Source organism: Ralstonia mojiangensis (assembly GCF_023955645.1).
GTDB lineage: Bacteria > Pseudomonadota > Gammaproteobacteria > Burkholderiales > Burkholderiaceae > Ralstonia > Ralstonia mojiangensis.
The window spans coordinates 311,201-326,930 of sequence record NZ_JAMXHU010000005.1; the positions used below are offsets into that span (position 1 = coordinate 311,201).

The window sequence follows — 15,730 nt, forward strand, 5'->3', positions numbered from 1 at the left end:
ACGATGACGACAACCCTCTTGGCGCGCCTGCACGGCGCAGACGCAGCCACGCGCCGCGTCGCCCTCCTCCAGCTTGCCGACGCGGAAGACGCCGATGCGTTGCCCGATGTGATTGCGCTGCTGGCGCAGGACCCGGCGCCGGAAATTCGGCTCGAAGCCGCGCGCATCCTGGCGACCTGGGAACAGCCGGACACCGTGGCCGCACTTGCCCGTGCGCTGGAAGACGTGGATGGCACGGTGCGTGACGCAGCGGCAATCGGCCTGGCGGATTTGAAATCGCCCGACTCGGCGCCCGCGCTGTTGCCTTACGTCGACCATGCCAGCGCCTTTGTGCGCGCCGCCGCGTTGCGTGGGCTGCGTGAGCTGCGCGTGCCCGAGAGCGAAGCGCCCGCGCTGCACGCGCTGCAAGACGCTGACGCCGCCGTGCGCCGCGAAGCCGTTGCGGTGCTCGGCTGGCGCAAGCATGTGGGCGCATTGCCTGCGTTGGCGGAACGCGCGCGTCATGACGCAGATGTCGACGTGCGCCGTGCCGCAGTGGGTGCGCTCGGCCTTGCCACCGATGCCGCCGTGCTGCCCGCGTTGCTCGCTGCGCTGCATGACACCGACTGGCGCGTGCGCGAGGAAAGCGCCAGCACGCTCGGCAAGCTGCGGGCGCTCGCTCCCGATGCGCATGTCACGCAAGCGCTGGTCGAGGCGCTGGCCGATGCGTATTGGCAAGTCCGCTTGCAGGCCGCCCGGGCACTCGGCCGGTGGCGCGCTGCGCGTGCCGTCGATGCGCTCGCCGCGTTGCTCACACACCCGATCAGCAATCTGCGCAAGGAAGCCGCGCTTGCCTTGGGCGAAATCGGTGAAGCCTTTGCCCTGCCCGCCCTGCGCAGCGCAGAAACCGACGGCGACCCGGAAGTCGTCAAGGCCGTGCGGATCGCCTTGGCACAAATCGAGCGCGCCCGTGCAGCCCCCTGAGCACATCGACAACGACGTCGCACAAGGCCGGCTGCGCCTGCACTGGGCAGACGCGGTTGTCGCACTCGACCACGCTGCATTGCGCGAGGCGTGCCGCTGCGCGGAGTGCCAGTTCAAGCGCCATCACGGCACGCCGATCAACGTGCCGGCCACCGTGCGCATCGTCACCATCGCGCCCGCGGGTTACGGCGTGCAACTGGTGTTCAGTGATGGACATGCGCGCGGCATCTATCCGTGGGGCTACCTGGCTGAACTGGCTGCCATAGCAACAGGCTGACGCAGCCGCGTCTATGCACATGCAATCTTGTTCGTTCCTTCGCGCGTGCGCGGTCCGTAGCATCGACCGCACAACACCTGACTCGCTGGAGGAATCATGCAAACCCAATCGCCCCATACCGCCGCATCGTCTGGCCGACGACGCTGGCTTGCCGCGCTGCTGGGCGCCGGCCTCGCCCTGAGCGCAGGCCTCACCCAAGCCGCAGACCCGGCCGGCACGGTGCGCGTCGGCTTTCAAAAAGCGGGGCTGCTGGCGGTGCTGAAAGCGCAAGGCGCGCTCGACAAACCGCTGGCCGAGCTTGGCTACAAGGTGGAATGGAAGGAATTCCCCGCCGGGCCCCAACTGCTGGAAGCACTCAACACCGGCAGCATTGACTTCGGCTACACCGGCGCGCCGCCGGCCGTGTTTGCGCAGGCCGCAGGCGCGCGCCTCGTCTATGTGGGGGCCGAGCCGGGCGGCAAGACGAACGAAGCGCTCTTCGTGCTGGAGAGTTCGCCCGCGCACAGCGTGGCGGACCTGAAAGGCAAGCGCATCGCGTTGCAGAAGGGCTCCAGCTCCAACTACCTGCTGGTGCAGCTGCTTCGGCGCGCCAACCTCACGGTGCAGGACATTCAGCCGATCTACCTGCCGCCGGCCGAGGCGCGGGCCGCCTTCGAGAGCGGCGCGGTCGATGCGTGGGTCGTGTGGGATCCGTATTACGCGCTGGCACAGAAGGCGTTGAAGACGCGCACGCTGGGCGATTTCAGCGAGCTGCCGGTGTTCAACTTCTACGAAGCCACGCCGGAATTCGTGAAGACGCATCCGCGCGCGGTCAACGCCATCCTGGCCCAGTTGCGCACGGCGGGGCTGTGGGTGAATCAGCATCCGCAGGAGACTGCCGCCCTGCTGGCACCCAAGCTCGGCATCGAACAGCCCGTTGTCGAGACCTGGCTGCGGCGTGTGCCCTACGGCGTCACGCCGGTCACGCCGCAGATCGTCGCCTCGCAGCAGCAGATTGCAGACCTGTTCCTGCAGCAGAAGCTGATTCCGAAACCGGTGAACGTGCAAAGCGCTGTCTGGCAGGCGAGTTTTCCCGTAGCGGGGCTGTAACCGCATCACCATGGGTTGCCATGCAGTGCTAAGGTGCGGCACCGACACGTGAACGGAGCCGCATCGTGATTTCGAGAATCCCGTTTCTGGCGGCGCTCTTTGCGCTGTGCATCGCCGGCCCGGCGCGCGCGGCAGACCTCCGCATCCTCACGGCTGGGGCATTCCGGCCCGTGCTGGATGCGCTGGCGCCGTCGATCGAACGCACAGCCGATGTCCATCTGATCATTACGAACGGCACGGCAGGCGAACTGGCCAAGCGCATTCAGAACGGCGAAGCCTTCGACGTGGCGATCCTGCCGGAGCCTCTGGCAATGACGCTCAGCGCATCTGGCAATCTGGCGCCCCCGCTCAGCAACGTGGCGCGCGTCGGTATTGGCGCGGCGGTGCCTGAGGGCGCCCCCAGGCCCGATATCTCGACGATCGAGCAGTTCAGACGGACCTTGCTGGCGGCGCCTTCGGTGGCGTATCTGGACCCGGCGGCCGGCGGATCGTCTGGCATTTATCTATCGAAACTGTTCGAGACGCTCGGTATTGCGCAGGCGATTGCGCCCAAGGCTGTGCTCGTTCACGGCGGATTGGTGGGCACGCGGCTCGTCGATGGCAGCGCAGCGCTGGCTGTGCATCAGATCAACGAACTGCTTGCGGTGCCGCGCATCCAGTACGTCGGGCCATTGCCCGCGGCAATTCAGAACTACACGGTGTATACGGCGGGCGTGAGTCCCCATGTGAAGAACCTTGCAGACGCACAGAAACTGATCCAGGCGCTGCGTGGCAAGAAAGCCTCCGCCTTGCTCGAGCGCAAAGGCATGGAGCCGGCCGCGCTGCAGTAAACGCAGGCGACCGGCGTCGTCACGTCAAAAGTTACCGAACCGGCCAATCCAGGCAGCGACGCCCTTGCTATGCCCCTTGATGGCCGCATCCAGTTCAGCGCGCGTGAGCCCGTTGGGCAACGCGTCCGGCGCCAGATCCGTGGCGATCAGCACAAAGACGTAGTGGTGCATGCCTGTGCCCTTGGGCGGACACGGCCCGAGGTAGGCCGGCTTGCCGATGGCGTTCTGGCCCATGCGCAAAGCACCGCCGGTGCCGGCGCCTTCGGGCAGGCTCGTCAGCGTCGCAGGAATACCATAGGCCATCCAGTGGTTCACGCCCAGGCCACCTGCGCCTTGCGGGTCGGTAGCGATCAGCACGAGGCTGTTGGAACCGGGCGGGACGTTGGACCAGTGCAGCGGCGGCGAGACGTTGTCTCCCGTGCAGTTGGCGTTGGCGGGGTTCTTCCCGGCGTACTTGCGGTCCATGACGCCGTTGTCGGCAAAGGCAGGCGATTCGACGGTGAACGTGCTATCGGCCTGCGCATGCACATGCGGCACGGCAGACAGGCACGCCAGCGACAGCAACGCGCGAAACAGGGTGGGCTTCAAGGCAGGTCTCCTGGCAGGAAAGGCGGCGAACGGGCACCACGATACGCCAATGCGCCGCCCTTGCGCGGGGGCATCAACGCACAGATGGACGTCAGATTGCCGTGCGACAATACCGCGCCCCAGCGCACCGCGTTTGCCGCGCGCTTTTGCCCGACCCGACCATAGGAGAACCGGACGCATGTTCGGCGATATCACGCGTTTTCTGCTCGACACGATCTTCTCGCTCTTTGGCGCGGCGCTGCTGCTGCGCGCCTGGACGCAAGCGGTGCGGCTGTCACCGCGCAATCCGCTGTCGCAGGCCATCTTCCAGCTGACCGGCTGGCTGGTGCACCCGCTGCGCCGGGTGATTCCGGCCACGGGCTATATCGATTGGTCGTCGCTGGTGGCCGCCTATGCCACGGCGCTCGTGTATCTGTTCCTGCTGCTCGCGTCGGTGGGGCTGAGCCCGATGGCGCTTGTGCCGATGGGCTTTGTGGCCGCGCTCTTCACGGTGCTCAAGTGGGCGTTCAACGTGCTGGTGTGGGTAACCATTGCGTCGGCCGTCCTGTCGTGGATGGGGCCGGCATCGCCGATGGGCGCCGTGCTCAACACGCTGGTCGACCCGCTGTTGCGGCCGATCCGCCGCGTGGTGCCCCCGCTTGGCGGCCGGCTCGATCTGTCTCCGCTGATCCTGCTGGTGATTGCACAGGTGATCGTGATCGCGCTGTCGCATCTGTCGCTCTCACCCTTGTTCATGTGAGCGCGGCACGCGCCTTGCTCGACTGAGGGATATGCCGGCCGCTGCATCTGGCCGGCCACTCAGGAGGACATCATGAACGCATGGAAAACAGCGCTGGTCTGCGCAATTGCCGTGCTGGCTCCCACGCTCGCGGCGTGTACGGCAGGCGGTGCAGTGGCAGGCGGTGTGGCCGGCCACGAACTGACGCATAGCACGGCCGGGACGATCGGGGGTGCCGCAGCAGGCGCCGTCATCGGGCACGAGCTGAGCAAGTAACCAACACAGCGGCTCATCAGCCGCTTTTTTTTTCAGGCTTGCGCAAACAACGTGCGATAGGCGCTGGGCGACGTGTGATACGTCCGGCTGAAATGTTGCCGCAGCGATACCGCGCTGCCGAATCCCGCCAGTTGCGCGATCGCTTCGACCGGCTGACGCGTGGTCTCCAGCAGGCGCTGCGCATAGGCCAGACGCTGCCCCAGCAACCATTGACCGACGGTGGTGCCCGTCAACTCACGGAAGCGCCGCGTGAAATTGCGCCGGCTCATGGCCGCGCGCTCGGCCAGCGAGTCGAGGGAATGCGGCTCCGCCAGATTGGCCACCGTCCAGTTCAACAGGTCCGACAGGCGATCGCCGCCCGGCGCATCGTGTAGCGGTTGCTCGATGTATTGCGCCTGACCGCCCTGCCGGTGCGGCGCGACCACCAGCCGCCGTGCAATGCGGTTGGCGACCTCCGCGCCATGCCAGCGGCGCACCAGGTGCAGGCAGCAATCCAGCCCGGCCGCGGTGCCTGCGGATGTCACCAGCCGGCCGTCGGCAGCGTCCAGATACAGCACATCTGGCACCAGCTTCACACGCGGGTAGCGCTGTGAGAACGCTTCGACGGCGCTCCAGTGCGTGGTCGCCTCATGGCCGTCGAGCACGCCAGCTTCAGCCAGCACAAACGCCCCCAGGCACAGCCCGACCACCGTGGCACCGCGCGCGTAGGCGTCCCGTACCGCATTCACCATGGGCGCCGGCGGCCGCTCTTGCGTATCGCGCCATGACGGCACGATCAGCACGTCAGCGCGGGCGGCGTCTTCGAGTGTGAGATCGGTCTGTACGGCAAACCCCGCCGTGGTGCGCAGACCGCCTTTCCTGGGCAGCTCGCCGGCACAGATTCGCAGGTTGTAAGACGGCAGCCCCGCCCAGATGCGGTCTTCAAACACAAGACACGGCACAGACAGGTGAAACGGGCTGATGTCGTTGAAGGCAAGAACGGCGATTTCCTGAGGCTGCTGCGTTTGCATACGGGCTCCACGCTTTGGCCCGATTCTTTCGATAAACGTCTTCCGGGCCACTGTCGGGAAGGATAGACATTCGCGAAGATGCTGTCCACGGGCTCACGCAAATGCCCGATCCAACCGACCTTGAGGAGTCAGCCATGACCACGAACAATGCCCCGAAGCGCGCCCTGATCGTCATCGATGTGCAGAACGAATACTTCACCGGCGGCCTGCCGATCGAGTATCCGGACCCGCAGCAGACCGTTGCCAACGTTGGTGCTGCCATGGACGCGGCGCACGAGGCCGGCATTCCGGTGATCGTCGTGCAGCAGACCTCGCCGGCCAGCTCGCCGCTGTTTGCCATTGACACCGACGGTTGGCAACTGCACCCCGTCGTGGCGTCGCGCCCGCATGATCACTATCTGCGCAAGCTTCTGCCCAGCGCCTATCCGGAGACGGACCTGGCGCAATGGCTGGAAGCACGCGGCATCGATACGCTCACGGTGGTCGGCTACATGACGCACAACTGCGACGCGTCGACCATCAACCACGCTCTGCACAACGGCACGGCGGTGGAGTTCCTGCACGACGCGTCGGGCGCGGTGCCGTATCAAAACCAGGCTGGCTTTGCGAGTGCGGAAGAGATCCACCGCGTGTTCAGCGTGGTGCTGCAATCGCGCTTCGCGGCGGTGATGTCGACCCAGGAATGGGTGCACAGCCTGAAGACCGGCGCGGTGCCGGTGCGCGACAACATCTACAAGTCGAATCAGCGGGCGCGCGGGCTGCTCAAGGACGAAGTGGCACAGCAGGCAGCGTGATGCTGCACGCGCAGGCCCAGCGCGGGCTGGTCCGATGTTTTAATCACGGCCCGTCGCGCGAGATTCAACGGGTTGGAAGGTGAAATCTTCACCGCGCCTCATCACCCGGCCAATACCGGGAAAGTCGAGATGCGCGCCCGCGACGTAGTAGTCCGGGCGCGCTGTTCTTTCCAAGATCGCCTTGCGCGTAGCACGTGCCTTGGGCTGGCTGTCATCAAGCTCCCAGGTCAGTTCAGGACGCCCGAATTGAATGGACGGTACGTGAATAATGTCGCCCCACACCAGGAGGTGCCCGGCACTGCTTCTGACTTCATAGACGGTGTGCCCTTGCGAATGCCCTGCGGCCCGCACGGCGGTGATCCGGTCGCTGACGATCAGCCCATCGTCAACCGGTGCCACACGATCGCGCAATGGCGCGAGCCGCCCGGTGATTTCCGATACCTCTTCCTTCGGGATCAGGATGCGTTCCGCCTTGGGAAATGCCTCCGAACCATCCGGAGCAATGAGCCCGTGCACATGGTCTTCATGCGTGTGCGTGACCGCTACCTGAGTGATGGTGTTTCTGTCGATGCCGCATTCCTGCAATCCGCTCAGGAGGCCGCCCATCGAATCGTCGAGTGCGTTCGATGCGCCGGTATCAATCAGCACTGACGTGCCCTTGTGGACGACCAGGAACGCGTTGACTGACAACCGCAGTTGGCCGTTCACGACGGGAACGTCGGCAGGCATCGTGTCGAGGGGCTCGCCGGATGCCTGGCACAGCCGTGTCGTCGGCACGTCGATGTAGCCATCGCGCAGCGCGACGACCCGGACATCGCCGAATTCAAAGTCAGCGTAGCGCTGGCCTTGCGAAATCAGTTTCATGCTGCCCATGCTTCGCCTCCATTTCGTTATTCCGGAGAAATTTATCTTCTATAGAAGATTTCTCCAAGAAAAAACGGCATTTCGGCTTGGACGTTCTTCCATCGTGGACATAATGTCAGCCTGGCGAGTTTGCGTCGGTAAGGCAAAGGAGGCGTGTTGGCAAAGCAGGATGAAGACGTGAGGCAGCAAGATGATGACGAGGCGTCCTCGCGCGCCTTTGGTGCGCGCGTGCGCAAGCTGCGTGATGCTGCAGGGCTGACGCTGGAACAGGTTTCCCAACGCTCTGGCGTGAGCCGGGCGATGCTGTCCAAAGTGGAGCGCGGCGAAAAAAGCCCGACCATCGGGATTGCCGCCAAAATCGCCCACGGATTGCAAACCTCTCTGACGGAGCTGGCCGGGGGCGGTGCATCAGAGGGCGCGGTGGTGCGGATGCGCAGGGCTGAGCGTCCCATCTTTCGTGACCCTGAAACCGGCTTTGAGCGGCACATCGTGTCACCAGCAACGGGCGGGGGGCGCGTCGAACTCCTCTATCACTACCTTCCGCCCGGCGTCTCAACCGGGATACTGCCCGGCTACCCTGCGGGGGCAGAAAAGCAGATCGTGGTAACCATCGGCAACCTAGTCGTGGAGTTCAAAAACACCAAGGAATACCTGGGACCCGGCGACTCGCTGTTCTTTGAGGCGAACGTGGAGCACGGATTTGCCAATCAAACGGCGGAGCCCTGCGGGTACTTCATGGTCGTGTCGCGCCGCGCGTAAGCAAGACTCTTAGCCGGCCACACTTTCTTCGGCCGGCAAAAACCCGCGAAACGACACTTCCACCTGCTCCACCATCGACGCCGATGTGGCTTCGCGCAGCGCCGCCAGCAACGCATCGAACGCGCTTTCCACGGAGGCGCGGTCGGTGGCCTGGACCAGGCGCTGGCGGACCGGATGCTCGGCCGAGCTGAACGTGCGTGCCGCAATGTCCATCAGATACATGCGCGCCGCCGCCAGCGAACGCTTGCGCGCTGGTGGGGCGGGGGCACGCGCCTCGGGTGCCTCGGGCTGCGGCTCGGCCACCTGAACGAAAACTGGCTCGCCGGCAACATCGGTTGCGCTCTGAATGAACCCAGCCTGCATCAGCTCGAACACGGCCTGTGCCTCCAGGCCGAGCTGGCCGGCACGTACGGCAAGGTCCTCGCCCGTGACTTGCCCGTCCACCATGATGAGCAACGCGCGGCTTGAGCGGCTGAGCACGCCGCTGCGCGTGGCGATTTCCCGCCGCCCTGCGTCTGTCTTTTCGAATCGTGCAGATAACCCCTGCATGGCAGCCCCCTATCCTCCCCCGAAGATCGGCACAACATAGGGCGGGTTGTTTGCAGAATCGTGAAACCGGGGCGGTTTTTCTTCGGCGGCAAACGGCAAACGCTTGCACTCAGATGGATGTCGGCAAATCCAGACACCCTCCCCCGAAGTGGGGCTGACAACGCGCACGCATCATTGAGACGGCACGCCTGAGCGTGGCCCGACACTGCTTCGGGAGCCCGCTCTTGCCTGCATCCGCTTCCACCTCTACCATGCGTTGTTATCGGTAACAACATTGACGCGCAAACCGTCGATAACCACCACGCCGATTCCCCGCAGAGGGAACCCTGCTCCACATAACAACCGAGACACCATGCCCGCCCAACCTCCACGCAGACTGCGCAGCCAGCTTTGGTTCGATGACCCGAACCACGCAGACATGACTGCCCTCTATGTCGAACGCTTCATGAACTACGGCCTGACGCGCGAAGAGCTGCAGTCGGGCCGGCCGATCATCGGCATTGCACAAACGGGTAGCGACCTCGCGCCGTGCAACCGGCACCACCTTGAGCTGGCACAGCGTGTGAAGGCCGGTATACGCGACGCGGGCGGCATCCCGATGGAATTTCCCGTTCACCCGCTGGCCGAGCAAAGCCGCCGCCCGACCGCCGCGCTCGACCGCAATCTCGCCTACCTCGGTCTGGTCGAGATCCTGCACGGCTTCCCGCTTGACGGCGTTGTGCTGACGACCGGCTGCGACAAGACCACGCCCGCCTGCCTGATGGCCGCCGCCACGGTCGACCTGCCGGCCATCGTCCTGTCTGGCGGGCCGATGCTGGACGGCTGGCACGATGGCAAACGGGTCGGCTCCGGCACCGTCATTTGGCATGCGCGCAACCGGCTGGCTGCCGGCGACATCGACTACGAAGGCTTCATGGAGCTGACCACCGCGTCGTCGCCGTCGATCGGCCACTGCAACACGATGGGCACCGCGCTTTCGATGAACAGCCTGGCCGAGGCGCTGGGCATGTCGCTGCCCGGGTGCGCCAGCATTCCGGCGGCATATCGCGAGCGCGGGCAGATGGCCTATGCCACCGGCAAGCGCATCGTCGACCTCGTGCGTGAAGACATCCGCCCTTCGACGATCATGACGCGCGCGGCGTTCGAGAACGCCATCATGGTGGCTTCGGCGCTTGGTGCGTCAACCAACTGCCCGCCACATCTCATCGCGATCGCGCGCCACATGGGCCTGGAACTGAGCCTCGAAGACTGGCAGCGCCACGGAGAATCGGTCCCGCTGCTGGTGAACTGCATGCCGGCCGGCGAATACCTGGGCGAGAGCTTTCACCGCTCGGGCGGCGTGCCGGCCGTGTTGCGCCAGCTCGACGCGGGCGGATTGCTGCGGCGCGATTGCCCCACCGTATCGGGCCGTACGATCGGCGCAATTGCCGATGCCGCCCCCGCCGCAGACAGCGATGTGATCTTTCCCGTGGACGCACCGCTCAAGCATCGCGCAGGGTTCATCGTACTGTCGGGCAATTTCTTTGACAGCGCCATCATGAAGATGTCGGTGGTGGGCGAGGCGTTTCGGCAAACCTACCTGAGTGAACCCGGCGCGGAAAACGTCTTCGAGACGCGCGCGATTGTCTTCGATGGCCCAGAGGACTATCACGCCCGCATCAACGATCCGGCCCTCGCCATTGACGAGCGCTGCATCCTCGTCATCCGTGGCTGTGGAACGGTCGGCTATCCGGGCAGCGCGGAGGTCGTCAACATGGCGCCGCCGGCGGCGCTGGTCAAGCAAGGGATCGAATCGCTGCCGTGCATGGGCGATGGCCGGCAGAGCGGCACCTCCGCGAGCCCGTCCATTCTGAACATGTCTCCGGAGGCGGCTGCCGGTGGCGGCCTCGCGCTACTGCGCACGGGCGATCGCATCCGTGTGGACCTCAACGCGCGCAAGGTCGATGTATTGGTCGACGCGGAAGAGCTTGAACGCCGCCGTGAAACCGCAACGTTCAGCGTGCCGCAGTCGCAAACGCCTTGGCAGGAAATCTACCGGAAGTTCGTCGGGCAGCTTTCGACGGGCGGATGCCTGGAGCCGGCAACGCTGTATCTGAACGTCATCGAGACGCGCGGCAATCCACGGCACTCGCATTGACGCTGCGCATGAGGCAGCCCGCTATGCGCTCTCGCGTTCGACAACGCTGAAGTCGATGCGCGAGAGCTTGGGCGCACCCGTGGCCTCGCCTACGCCGAGCGCATCGAGCAAGACCTCGCCCGTGCGCAGGCCGATGCCATAGGCATCCACGGAAATCGTCGTGATGGTCGGGTGGCAACACCACGCGACTTCAAAGTTGCCGAAGCCCGCAACAGCGATGTCGCCGGGCACGGAGAGGCCGCGCCGGTGGCACTCCATGATGGCGCCGAATGCGGACATGTCGCTCACGCACATCACGGCATCGGTGTCCGGCCAGGCTTCCAGCAAGGCGGCCATGGCGGGCCCGCCGTGGCTCATGGTGATGGGCGAATCGCCCAGGCGGATCACACGCGGCTCGCCCAGGCCGAGCGCTTTGATTCCGCTCACGTATCCGCGCATGCGGTCCGTGCCGCGCCGGTCCAGCTCGCTTGCGCCGCACAGAAAACCGATGCGCCTGTAGCCCCGCGCGTGCAGGTGGCGCAGCATCGCGAGCGAGGCCTTGGCGTTCGAGAACCCAACCGCCCTATCGATCGGGCGCTCGGGCAGATCCCACATCTCGACAATGGGGATGCCGGCGCGCTCCAGCAACGCACGCGTGCCTGCACTGTGGTGGCGCCCTGTCAATGCGATGCCGCGCGGCTGATGGCGCAGCAGCGACTTCACCAGCGCCTCTTCCTGGTCGAGGTGGTAATCGGTGTCACCCAGCAGCAATTGCAGGCCATGTGGCGCAAGCGCATCCGTCAGCCCGCGGACGGTGTCGGCAAAGTTGGAACTGGCCAGCGACGGCACCAAGGCGGCGACGAATTCCGACCGGCCGCTCGACAGCATCCCCGCCGCGGCCGTAGCGACGTAGCCGAGTGCGTCGATCGCCTGCTGCACGCGCGCGCGGGTCTCGGGCGACACGCTACCGCCTGCCAGCACCCGCGATACCGTCATCTTGGACACGCCGGCCGCGCGCGCAACATCGGCCATGCGAGGGGGTGTGGTGCCGGTGGTCATTGGGAAACGCCTACGCGCAAGGGGAAGAGGAAAGAGAAAGAGGAGTGGCGATCATAGCGGAACCGGCCGTGATGCAGCCGGGCGCTACGCCTGCGTCAGCGCGCGGCCGATGCGGTCCGCCATCCCCGCAACACCAACAACGAGACGCTTTTCCCTGCGCGCGTCCAGCCGGCTGATGGGCACGCTGGAACTCACGGCAACGTGCTTTCCCAGCGGCGTGACGCCGACGAACGCCGCGAAGCAGGCCAGCCCCGCCACCACCTCCTCACGCTCCGTCGCCAGCCCCCGCACGCGAATGCTCTCAAGCTCGTGGAGGAGATCGGCCCGGCGCGTGGTCGTGCGCTCCGTCATGGCGGCCAGACGGGCAGGCAGAAGCGCGCACACCGCTTCGTCATCCAGGCTGGCGAGAAGCGCCTTGCCCAGCGCGCAGCAATGCGCCGGCAGGCGCAGGCCGACATCCGAGACCAGGCGGACTGGCCGCGGCGCGTCTTCCCGCGCGATGTACACGACTTCCGTGCCGTCGAGCACGGCAAGCTGGACGACTTCGTTGTGTGTGGCCACGAAGGCGGCGGATTCGCGCCGGAACGCGGCCAACAAGCTGTCGTGGCGGAAATAGGCGTTACCCAGCTCAAACAGGGCCAGGCCGATCAGATAGCCATCGGCCCGCTTCTCGATCCAGCGGCGCTTTTCCAGAGACTCCAGCAGCAGGTACAGCGTGCTTCTGGACATGCCCGTCGCCTGCGCCAACGCGGCTGGTCGCACGGGAGACGTCGCCGCGCAGAGTATTTCCAGCACGTCATGTATGCGCTTGAGTGCTGGCACCTCGTAATCTGTCTTCACTGGAAAGCTGCTCCACTCGTGATTGGCTCGATTGTCCAACAGGTTGGAAATTGCGTCACCGTGTTGGACACCCCGAACCGCCATCTCTACGATCACGCGGGTTCCTTGGCAACAAGGGTGTCCAATTTACGGAGTGCACATGACCACCATCGACAACTATTTGCCGCACGATCTGGAGCAGTCAACGCTCGTTGGTCGGGTCTGGCGTACGACCGGCAACGGCGCGGGGCCATCTGTCGTGGTGGTGCGCAACGGTGTCGTGTTCGACATCACGGAAGCCGTGCCAACGGTGGCAGATCTGTTCGAGCATCCTGACGCACTGGCCGTGGCCCGGCAGGCACCGGGGGAAAACCTGGGCCGCGTCGAAGCGCTTATCGAACGCTCCCTGGCTGCCAATCGTGAGGACAACGCGCCGACCCTGCTTGCGCCGAACGACCTCCAGGCAATCAAGGCCTGCGGTGTGACGTTCGCGGTCAGCCTGATCGAGCGCGTGATCGAAGAACAGGCGGGCGGCGATCCGGCCAAGGCCCGCGACGTGCGCGAATCGATTGTGGGTGTGGTGGGCTCGGACCTCTCCAAGATCAAACCCGGCTCCGATGCTGCCATGCGGCTCAAGGAGGAACTGCAGCGCCGGGGCGCATGGTCGCAATACATGGAAGTCGGCATCGGCCCCGATGCGGAAGTGTTCTCCAAATCGCAGCCGATGTCGGCAGTCGGGTTCGGCGCCGACGTGGGCCTGCATCCGGCCTCGCACTGGAACAACCCGGAGCCGGAGATCGTGCTTGCGGTCAGCAGCACGGGGCATGTCGTCGGGGCAGCGCTGGGCAACGACGTGAATCTGCGCGACATCGAGGGGCGCTCCGCATTGCTGCTGGGCAAATGCAAAGACAACAACGGCTCCTGCGCCATCGGCCCGTTTGTGCGCCTGTTTGACGAGCACTTCACGATCGACACGATTCGCGCGACGCAGGTATCGCTGCGTGTTGAGGGCGCCGACGACGGCTTCATGCTCGACGGCGTGAGCCACATGAGCGAGATCAGCCGCGACCCGCTCGATCTCGTCGCCCAGACCTGCGGGCCGCATCATCAATACCCGGACGGCTTCATGCTGTTCCTCGGCACGATGTTCTCGCCGATCAAAGACCGCGACGCACCTGGCGCCGGCTTTACGCACCACCTCGGCGACCGCGTGACGATCAGCGCGCCTGCGCTCGGCGCGCTCGTCAACACGGTGCGCCTGTCGACGGAGATCGCGCCGTGGACATTCGGTGTCCGTGCCCTGTATCGCAACCTGGCGGCACGCGGGCTTGTCCGTCAGGGCTGACCTGTCGCCTAAGAAAACGCCACGGCACAGTCCGTGGAAGGCAGTCCCTTGACCGGCGCGCGGAACGTGAACAATCCGCCGGCAAGGGGCTGCTGCTGCAACGCCTCTTCCGTCAGGCCCTTTCGGGCGGTGGTCGCGTAGACCGTCTGCAGGTCATCGCCGCCAAATGCGAGCTTGGTGATGTTGGAACACGGGAAGTCGACGCGCCCGATGCATCGGCCGTCGGGCGAGAACCGCTCGATCCGTCCTCCGCCGAACAGCGCGACCCACACGCACCCTTCCTCGTCGACGGCCATGCCATCCGGGTAGCCGGTGCCCTCAATCGAGGTGAAGACGCGCTTGCGTTCCAGGCTGCCGTCGTCACCAAGGTCGAAGGCATAGACCGCACGCTGCAAGGTATCGGTGTGATACAGCGTGCGGCCGTCGGGGCTCGCGGTCGGGCCATTCGTGATCACGTAGCCTGAATCGCGCACGCTCAGCCGGCCATCCAGACCGACGCGGTAGAGCTGCCCGCTGGGCTCGGACTCCCCATCGTCCATCGAGCCAAACCACAGCGCCCCGGTGCGGTCGACATAACCATCGTTCAAGCGGTTTCCCGGCCGATCGGTCTCGACCGGCAACACCCGGCTGAAGGTGCCCGTTGCAAACGCAAACCGGTAGAGGCCGCCTTGCACGCCGCAGATCCAATCGCCGTCAACGCTGGGCAGCGCAAAGCCGATCTGGCCGGGCGCGACCCAGCTGCGGCGCACGGCGGTATCGGGGTCATATCGGTAGAGCCGTCTGCCTTTGATATCGACAAAGACCACGCAGCGCGACGCCGCATGCCACACCGCGCCTTCCCCAAGCGTTGCGCCGACGCGCCAGACGCATTCCGGAATGATCGGTGCCGTCATCCGCCGTACCACCCGGCATCGACAAAGTACTCACGCGCCGTACAACGCGCGGCATCGTCTGACGCAAGAAACAACGCCATGCGGGCTACGTGTTCCGGCTCGACACGCTCATGCAGGCATTGCTCGGCCAGCAGCTTGGCTTCGCTCTCGGGCGATTGCCAAAGTGCCATCTGCCGCGGCGTTCGGACCGCGCCTGGCACGATGCAATTGACGCGAATGCCGAATCCGCCAAGGTCGCGCGCCAAGCCGCGAGTCAGGCCTTCAATGCCGGCCTTGGCCGTCATGTAGATGGCGAGGTCCGGCTGGGCAAGATGCCACGAGATGGAACCGAGGTTCAGGATCACACCGCGTCCCAGCTTCTTCATGCTGGGCAGCACGGCTTGCGCGCAGAAGAACTGATGGCGCAGGTTCACCTCGATGCGGTTGTCCCAATAAGCTTGCGTCACCGTTCCGATCTGATGGCGGTCATCGTTCGCAGCGTTGTTGATCAAGACTTCGATGGGGCCGGTGTCGGCCTCAATGTCCGAGAACGTGGTGTTCAGCGCATCGATGTCGCGCAGGTCGCAGTAGCGGAAGACTGGCGGATGCACGCATTCGACCAGCGACGCCGCCAGCGCTTCTGCGTCCGCACGCGCAATATCCAGAAACGTAACGCGCGCCCCCTGTTTGGCAAAGCCTTCGACGATGGCAGCGCCAATGCCGCTACCGCCACCGGTAATCACAACGTTTTTGTTAACAAGGCTCGGATAAATCGCATAAGACATAGGAGATTCCAGTTACA

Annotated in this window: 18 protein-coding genes; 10 read left to right on the forward strand and 8 right to left on the reverse strand. The window is 65.2% G+C overall.

What is annotated here, in order from left to right; all coding sequences use genetic code 11:
* Nucleotides 1-3 precede the first annotated feature (3 nt).
* The 4 genes from NG898_RS21890 to NG898_RS21905 all read left to right on the forward strand — a co-directional run bounded on the left by NG898_RS21890 (nt 4) and on the right by NG898_RS21905 (nt 3,159).
* Complete coding sequence (locus NG898_RS21890) at nt 4-963, forward strand: HEAT repeat domain-containing protein (RefSeq protein WP_252694401.1); 960 nt, start codon at nt 4-6, stop codon at nt 961-963.
* The gene (locus NG898_RS21895; protein WP_252694402.1) at nt 950-1,240 is read left to right on the forward strand and encodes a DUF971 domain-containing protein; all 291 of its coding nucleotides are present in this window, start codon (nt 950-952) and stop codon (nt 1,238-1,240) included. The genes NG898_RS21890 and NG898_RS21895 overlap by 14 nt, the downstream gene beginning before the upstream one ends.
* 96 nt (nt 1,241-1,336) lie before the next feature.
* Entirely contained in the window at nt 1,337-2,329 is a 993-nt protein-coding gene (locus tag NG898_RS21900) for a sulfonate ABC transporter substrate-binding protein (RefSeq protein ID WP_252694403.1), read from the forward strand.
* Between the two features lie 65 nt (nt 2,330-2,394).
* Entirely contained in the window at nt 2,395-3,159 is a 765-nt protein-coding gene (locus NG898_RS21905; RefSeq protein ID WP_252694404.1) for a molybdate ABC transporter substrate-binding protein, read from the forward strand.
* 24 nt (nt 3,160-3,183) lie between these two features.
* Here NG898_RS21905 and NG898_RS21910 read toward each other — a convergent pair whose 3' ends face one another.
* Nucleotides 3,184-3,747, reverse strand: coding sequence for a YbhB/YbcL family Raf kinase inhibitor-like protein (locus NG898_RS21910; protein WP_252694405.1), 564 nt, complete (start codon nt 3,745-3,747; stop codon nt 3,184-3,186).
* 178 nt (nt 3,748-3,925) lie between these two features.
* On the opposite strand from NG898_RS21910, the gene NG898_RS21915 reads away from it, so the two are divergent.
* Both NG898_RS21915 and NG898_RS21920 read left to right on the forward strand, forming a co-directional pair.
* Nucleotides 3,926-4,486, forward strand: coding sequence for a YggT family protein (locus tag NG898_RS21915; RefSeq protein ID WP_252694406.1), 561 nt, complete (start codon nt 3,926-3,928; stop codon nt 4,484-4,486).
* A gap of 72 nt (nt 4,487-4,558) precedes the next feature.
* The gene (locus tag NG898_RS21920) at nt 4,559-4,741 is read left to right on the forward strand and encodes a glycine zipper 2TM domain-containing protein (RefSeq protein ID WP_252694407.1); all 183 of its coding nucleotides are present in this window, start codon (nt 4,559-4,561) and stop codon (nt 4,739-4,741) included.
* 32 nt (nt 4,742-4,773) lie between these two features.
* Here the strand turns inward: NG898_RS21920 and NG898_RS21925 are convergent, their stop codons facing one another.
* Nucleotides 4,774-5,751 carry a GlxA family transcriptional regulator gene (locus tag NG898_RS21925; RefSeq protein WP_252694408.1) on the reverse strand — a complete coding sequence of 326 codons (978 nt, stop codon included), beginning with the start codon at nt 5,749-5,751 and terminating at the stop codon, nt 4,774-4,776.
* Between the two features lie 134 nt (nt 5,752-5,885).
* Here NG898_RS21925 and NG898_RS21930 point away from each other — a divergent pair, with 134 nt between their 5' ends.
* Nucleotides 5,886-6,545 (forward strand): cysteine hydrolase family protein, encoded by a 660-nt coding sequence (locus NG898_RS21930; protein ID WP_252694409.1) that lies wholly within the window; start codon nt 5,886-5,888, stop codon nt 6,543-6,545.
* Between the two features lie 39 nt (nt 6,546-6,584).
* On the opposite strand, the gene NG898_RS21935 is transcribed toward NG898_RS21930, so the two are convergent.
* Nucleotides 6,585-7,418 (reverse strand): MBL fold metallo-hydrolase, encoded by an 834-nt coding sequence (locus NG898_RS21935; RefSeq protein WP_252694410.1) that lies wholly within the window; start codon nt 7,416-7,418, stop codon nt 6,585-6,587.
* Nucleotides 7,419-7,565: 147 nt separating this feature from the next.
* On the opposite strand from NG898_RS21935, the gene NG898_RS21940 reads away from it, so the two are divergent.
* Complete coding sequence (locus NG898_RS21940) at nt 7,566-8,168, forward strand: helix-turn-helix domain-containing protein (RefSeq protein WP_252694411.1); 603 nt, start codon at nt 7,566-7,568, stop codon at nt 8,166-8,168.
* 9 nt (nt 8,169-8,177) lie between these two features.
* Here the strand turns inward: NG898_RS21940 and NG898_RS21945 are convergent, their stop codons facing one another.
* Nucleotides 8,178-8,717 (reverse strand): hypothetical protein, encoded by a 540-nt coding sequence (locus NG898_RS21945; RefSeq protein WP_252694412.1) that lies wholly within the window; start codon nt 8,715-8,717, stop codon nt 8,178-8,180.
* A 352-nt stretch (nt 8,718-9,069) separates the two neighbouring features.
* Here NG898_RS21945 and NG898_RS21950 point away from each other — a divergent pair, with 352 nt between their 5' ends.
* Nucleotides 9,070-10,854, forward strand: a complete 1,785-nt coding sequence (locus tag NG898_RS21950) for an IlvD/Edd family dehydratase (protein ID WP_252694413.1) — start codon at nt 9,070-9,072, stop codon at nt 10,852-10,854.
* Nucleotides 10,855-10,875: 21 nt separating this feature from the next.
* On the opposite strand, the gene NG898_RS21955 is transcribed toward NG898_RS21950, so the two are convergent.
* Together NG898_RS21955 and NG898_RS21960 are read right to left on the reverse strand one after the other, a co-directional pair.
* On the reverse strand, nt 10,876-11,892 hold the full coding sequence (locus NG898_RS21955; protein WP_252694414.1) for a LacI family DNA-binding transcriptional regulator: 1,017 nt from the start codon (nt 11,890-11,892) through the stop codon (nt 10,876-10,878).
* Between the two features lie 84 nt (nt 11,893-11,976).
* Nucleotides 11,977-12,732, reverse strand: a complete 756-nt coding sequence (locus tag NG898_RS21960; RefSeq protein ID WP_252694770.1) for an IclR family transcriptional regulator — start codon at nt 12,730-12,732, stop codon at nt 11,977-11,979.
* A gap of 139 nt (nt 12,733-12,871) precedes the next feature.
* Here NG898_RS21960 and NG898_RS21965 point away from each other — a divergent pair, with 139 nt between their 5' ends.
* A complete protein-coding gene (locus NG898_RS21965; protein ID WP_252694415.1) occupies nt 12,872-14,056 on the forward strand; it encodes a fumarylacetoacetate hydrolase family protein in 1,185 nt (394 codons plus the stop codon).
* An 8-nt stretch (nt 14,057-14,064) separates the two neighbouring features.
* On the opposite strand, the gene NG898_RS21970 is transcribed toward NG898_RS21965, so the two are convergent.
* Both NG898_RS21970 and xylB read right to left on the reverse strand, forming a co-directional pair.
* Nucleotides 14,065-14,949, reverse strand: coding sequence for an SMP-30/gluconolactonase/LRE family protein (locus NG898_RS21970; RefSeq protein WP_252694416.1), 885 nt, complete (start codon nt 14,947-14,949; stop codon nt 14,065-14,067).
* On the reverse strand, nt 14,946-15,713 hold the full coding sequence (xylB, locus tag NG898_RS21975) for a D-xylose 1-dehydrogenase (RefSeq protein WP_252694417.1): 768 nt from the start codon (nt 15,711-15,713) through the stop codon (nt 14,946-14,948). The genes NG898_RS21970 and xylB overlap by 4 nt, the downstream gene beginning before the upstream one ends.
* Between the last annotated feature and the right edge of the window lie 17 nt (nt 15,714-15,730).